Source organism: Tabrizicola sp. (assembly GCF_051645465.1).
In the GTDB taxonomy this organism is placed as follows: domain Bacteria; phylum Pseudomonadota; class Alphaproteobacteria; order Rhodobacterales; family Rhodobacteraceae; genus Tabrizicola.
In genome coordinates this window covers 1-4,625 of the sequence record NZ_JBOFBI010000282.1, presented here as the reverse complement: position 1 = coordinate 4,625, position 4,625 = coordinate 1, and the positions used below count along the sequence as shown (strand labels likewise).

The following is a 4,625-nucleotide window of genomic DNA, read 5'->3' as shown; positions in this document are numbered from 1 at the left end:
CCTCTCATGACCTGACCGCGGTCGCCTTTGGTCTCGCGGTGACCGTGGCTGACGAAACCGGCCTACAGACCACCTATGAAATCGTGGGCGAGGATGAGGCCGACGCCACCCGCCACCGCATCGCCCCGAACTCTCCGCTCGCCCGCGCGCTTCTGGGGGCGGTCGTGGGCGACAGCGTCACGTGGAAGCGTCCATCCGGCGCCATCGACCTGGAAGTCATGGAAATCGCCCATGCGGATCCGTGAGCTTTTCCCGTCCGAAACCTCCCTCGTCGCGCAGTTCTACCGCGAGGCCCCGGACTACTGGCTGCTCGCCGAAGGCCGGGTCGACCCCGACCACCAGGCGTCCGAGTTCTTCACGGATGCACCGCCGAACTGCAATCCCGCCGAAAGCGACCGGCTGGGTCTCTTCGTCGACAGCCGCCTCTCGGGCGTGGCCGAAGTGTCCTACGGCTTCCCCGAACCCAACGACGCCTATCTTGGCCTCATGCTTCTCGGCCCCTGGGCGCAAGGTCAGGGCCATGGCCGCAGCTTCCTTGCCCATGTCGAAACCCTGGCCCGCAGCCGGCACGCGCCGCGGCTCTACCTTGCCGTGCTTGACGTCAACCCCCGCGGCCGCGCCTTCTGGGAACGCGAGGGCTTCCGCCCGACGGGGCTAAGCCGCACCGATCCCCGCACGGGCCACACCGCTTATCGCCTCGTCAAAGACCTGTAGGGCAAGCTGGCCCACGCGACCCCACCCAACACCAGCACCGCCGCCGCCCAGAAGCGCAGGCCCGGCACCTCGGTCAACAGGACCGCACCACCGAGCGCCGCGAGGATCGGCACTGACAGCTGCGCGACCCCGGCCCGCGCCGCACCCAGGGTGGGCAGGATCACATACCAGAGCGCGTAGCCCATGCCCGAGGTCACCGCGCCCGATACCACCGCCAGCGCAATGCCCGTCGCATCAGGCCGATCGAAGCCAAGCCCGACGGCCAGCGGCAGAACCAGCGGCACCGACAGAAGGAAGTTCCACGCCGTCGCCGCCAGCGGATCAGTCGCGCCCCGCCCGGCCAGCGAATAGAACCCCCAGCCCATCCCCGCCAGCGCCATCAGCAAAAGCGGTCCCGGCGGCAGTCCTGCCTCAGCCGGTGCCGCAATCAGCGCCAGCCCACCCAGAGCCAGCCCGGCCCCAGCCCACCGTCGGGCCGGCACTGCCTCGCCCGTCACAAATGCTCCGGCAAACATCGTGACCTGCACCATCCCGAACAGCACCAGCGCGCCCGTCCCGGCATCGAGACCAAGATAGGCCAGCGAAAACCCGACCAGATAGACCGACAGCCCCAGAACCCCGGCAAGCCGACCCGTCACGCCCGGCCAGGCAAGGCCGCCCCGCTGCCAGAGGACCAGCATCGCCAACACCAAAGCCCCCGCGACCAGCCGGATGCAGGCGAACTCCACCGCGCCGATATACCCCCGCCCCACCCCCCAGCGGTTCAGGACTGAGTTGGCAGCGAAAGCCGCCATGGTCAGGGCAGTCAGAAGGAACAGGCGCATGGCCGCCAGCTTTGGCCGCGAATGCAAGGCTCGGCAAGCGGTCAGACGCCCTTGGCCTTGCGCCTTTCGCTCCAGATCGACGCCAGCTTGCGAGCCCGGACCAGATGCATGGCCTGATGGGTCTGCCCCAACGCCCGGCTCCGCGCGGTCATCCCCATCCGGCGAAGCCCGGCAGGATCCGCGGCGGCCTGGCGCAGCGCCGCCAGCAAAGCCGCCGCGTCACCCGGTGCAAACCGCAGGCCGGTGACGCCCTGATCCACTTGCTCCCGATGCCCCTCGGTATCCGATGCCAGAACCGGCACCGCCTGGGCCGCCGCATCGTAAAGGACGCGTGGCTGCTCGTCGGTGATGGAGGGAACCAAGGCCGCGTGATAGCCGCGCAGCAGGGTGAGGAAGGGCGGGCCGTAGGGCACGGGATCCAGAAGCCGCAGCCGCTCCGGACCAAGCCGGGCCGCCGCCTCGGCCACCGCCCCGCGCAACGGCCCGTCACCGATCACGTCAACGGCCAGGGAAAGATCGCCCGCCATGGCCAGAGCCTCCAGAAGGACGGCCACCCCCTTCCCGGCAGTCAAGCGCGCCGCCAGCAGGACGCGAACCTTTGCGCCCTTCCGCTCCCAGGTCTCAGACGCGGTGGCTTCGTCCAGCACATCCCCGGCGTCGATCCAGCTGGCCGGGGTCACCATCGACGGCACATCAGCCCCCCGCACCAGGCTTTTGCGGTAACCCTCATGCGTGAAGATCGACAATGTCGCCCGCCGCACCGACCAGCGGGCGAAGCCTTCGGTCACCCGCGCGCGCATGCGGGCGGCCAGCCCATGTGGCCCGACCCCCGCAAGCCGCCAGAAGGCACTTTCGACGACGATGATCAGGGGGCGGCGCAGCTTCACAGCCACCGGGTTCACGAAGAACCCCGGCGCAAACGGCCAGCCCGCAACCCCGCTGTGCACGATATCCGCCTGCCGGACCGCCCTGACCGCAGCGGCCTGGGTGGACGGCGCCTTCAGCAGACCCTGCCGGACGCTGCGCCCCCAGGGCAAATCCAGAAACCGCAGCCCCGCCGGCATATCGACGCGGACCATGCCCGCCTGGCTTGCCAGAGGCAGACGCGGGGCCAGCACGGTCAGGTCGCGCAGATAGTCGAGATGCCGCAGCAGATCGCGGTACCAAAGGTCGTCCAGCCAGATCGAGCCATCGGCCGCCTGATACCAGGGAACCGGCATGACCAGCAGATAGCGGCAATCCGCCAGCTCTGCCGCGCAGTCAGCCAGACCGGGCGGAGCAGTGTCGCCAAAATGTCCCATTCCATACCCGTCGGGCACGATGTCCCTCTCGTTATGGCTGGCGACGGAGCTGGGGCAGCGGTTGACGGGGCGAGGCAACAAAGCCTGCAGATGCCGTGGCACAGGTATCAGTGCGACAGGGACCGCAGACCTAAAGGCAACAATCACTCAGGGACGGAAAGGTAAATCACCCGCCAAGACGGCCAGCGCCGTCAAAGACCAGAACATCAATTCACATACAAAGACCAAAAACTTATTCACGAGCGTCTGGCAAAGCATAGGCGCCAGGGGCAGCCCGCTAAAAGTAGGGTAAACCTGATGCCCCGACTTCGCAAAGAAAAAGGGGGCGCCAGTCTCGTTCCGGAACCAGACAACTCAGACCCCGTCGAACGCTGGCGGATAGATCAGCGTTTCCTCCGGCACATCATGGCCAGGCCGCGCGATCAGGGTGTTCTTCACGGGATAGGGCGTGGTCAGCCGCGCCGCCCGCTCCAGCGAGAACCCGCAGCGGGCGTAGAACGAGGGCTTGCCCAGGACGACGAGCGTTAACGGCTCATCCCCTTCCAACCAACCACCCTTCGCCAGCCCTTCGCGAATGGATTGCTGTGAATAGGCCGTCACAATCAGACGCACCAGGCGCGACCCGAAACGAAAGCTGTTCCGTATTGCCTCAGCCGGGGCCGCCGCTCCGTTCTGCAAATCGGGCCGGACCGCCACCGGTGCCAGACAGAACCAGTTCTTCGGCTCGACCATCCGGCTGATCCCAGCATAGGCGCCGATCCGGTTGTCCCAAGGCAGCACAAGCTCGTGGACCATGTTGCCATCGTCGCGCAGTTGGTGGACCAGACGGGTTTCCTGCGGCCCCGGAAAGGCTGCACGCAACAAGGCGTCGACTTCCGCTTCCTCACCGGACCGAAGTTCACGCGAAAAGTCAGGGCCAGCAACCAAGCAGCGTCTCCAAAGCAAAAGGGCGGCCCGGAGGCCGCCCTTTCAATCCTAAAGACCGGATGGATCAGAAGTCCATCCCGCCCATGCCGCCGCCGCCGCCCGGCATCGAGGGGGCGCCTTTCGGCTCGGGGCGGTCGGCGATCATCGCTTCGGTGGTGATCAGAAGCGAGGCAACCGAAGCCGCATCTTCCAGCGCGGTACGGACGACCTTGGCCGGATCGATCACGCCGAACGCGAACATGTCGCCATATTCTTCGGTCTGGGCGTTGAAGCCGAAGGTCTTGTCCTTCGATTCGCGGATCTTGCCCGCGACGACGGCACCGTCCACACCGGCGTTCTCGGCGATCTGGCGCAGCGGAGCTTCCAGCGCGCGGCGCACGATGGCGATCCCCGCGTCCTGGTCGCTGTTGCCGCCCTTCAGGCCCTCAAGCCCCATGGCCGCCTGCATCAGCGCCACGCCGCCACCGACGATGACACCTTCCTGAACGGCCGCGCGGGTCGCGTTCAGCGCATCGTCTACGCGGTCCTTGCGCTCTTTCACTTCGACTTCGGTCATGCCGCCGACCTTGATCACCGCAACGCCGCCAGCCAGCTTCGCCACACGTTCCTGCAGCTTTTCACGGTCGTAGTCCGAGGTGGTTTCCTCGATCTGCGCGCGGATCTGGCCGACCCGGGCCTCGATCTCGGCCTTGACGCCGCCGCCGTCGATGATCGTGGTGTCATCCTTCTTGATGATCACTTTCTTCGCGCGGCCCAGCATGTCGAGCCCGACGTTCTCCAGCTTCATGCCCAGATCGTCGCTGATCACCTGACCACCGGTCAGAATGGCGATGTCCTGCAGCATGGCCTTGCGGCGGTC

The 4,625-nt window shown here is 66.9% G+C and carries 6 protein-coding genes; 2 read left to right on the top strand and 4 right to left on the bottom strand.

Annotation, left to right across the window (positions count from 1 at the left end; all coding sequences use genetic code 11):
• Together ACRCSW_RS17795 and ACRCSW_RS17790 are read left to right on the top strand one after the other, a co-directional pair.
• A partial coding sequence (locus tag ACRCSW_RS17795) for a GreA/GreB family elongation factor (protein ID WP_438706985.1) occupies positions 1 to 245 on the top strand: 245 nt, incomplete at its 5' end.
• Positions 232 to 714, top strand: coding sequence for a GNAT family N-acetyltransferase (locus ACRCSW_RS17790; protein WP_438706984.1), 483 nt, complete (start codon positions 232 to 234; stop codon positions 712 to 714). The genes ACRCSW_RS17795 and ACRCSW_RS17790, both read left to right, overlap by 14 nt.
• On the opposite strand, the gene ACRCSW_RS17785 is transcribed toward ACRCSW_RS17790, so the two are convergent.
• The 4 genes from ACRCSW_RS17785 to groEL all read right to left on the bottom strand — a co-directional run.
• Positions 690 to 1,538 (bottom strand): DMT family transporter, encoded by an 849-nt coding sequence (locus ACRCSW_RS17785; protein ID WP_438706983.1) that lies wholly within the window; start codon positions 1,536 to 1,538, stop codon positions 690 to 692. The genes ACRCSW_RS17790 and ACRCSW_RS17785 overlap by 25 nt on opposite strands.
• Positions 1,539 to 1,579: 41 nt before the next feature.
• Positions 1,580 to 2,839: a glycosyltransferase family 4 protein gene (locus tag ACRCSW_RS17780; protein WP_438706982.1), complete on the bottom strand. Its 1,260-nt coding sequence runs from the start codon at positions 2,837 to 2,839 to the stop codon at positions 1,580 to 1,582.
• Positions 2,840 to 3,193: 354 nt separating this feature from the next.
• Positions 3,194 to 3,766, bottom strand: coding sequence for a GNAT family N-acetyltransferase (locus ACRCSW_RS17775; RefSeq protein ID WP_438706981.1), 573 nt, complete (start codon positions 3,764 to 3,766; stop codon positions 3,194 to 3,196).
• A 64-nt stretch (positions 3,767 to 3,830) separates the two neighbouring features.
• A partial coding sequence (gene groEL / locus ACRCSW_RS17770) for a chaperonin GroEL (RefSeq protein ID WP_438706980.1) occupies positions 3,831 to 4,625 on the bottom strand: 795 nt, incomplete at its 5' end.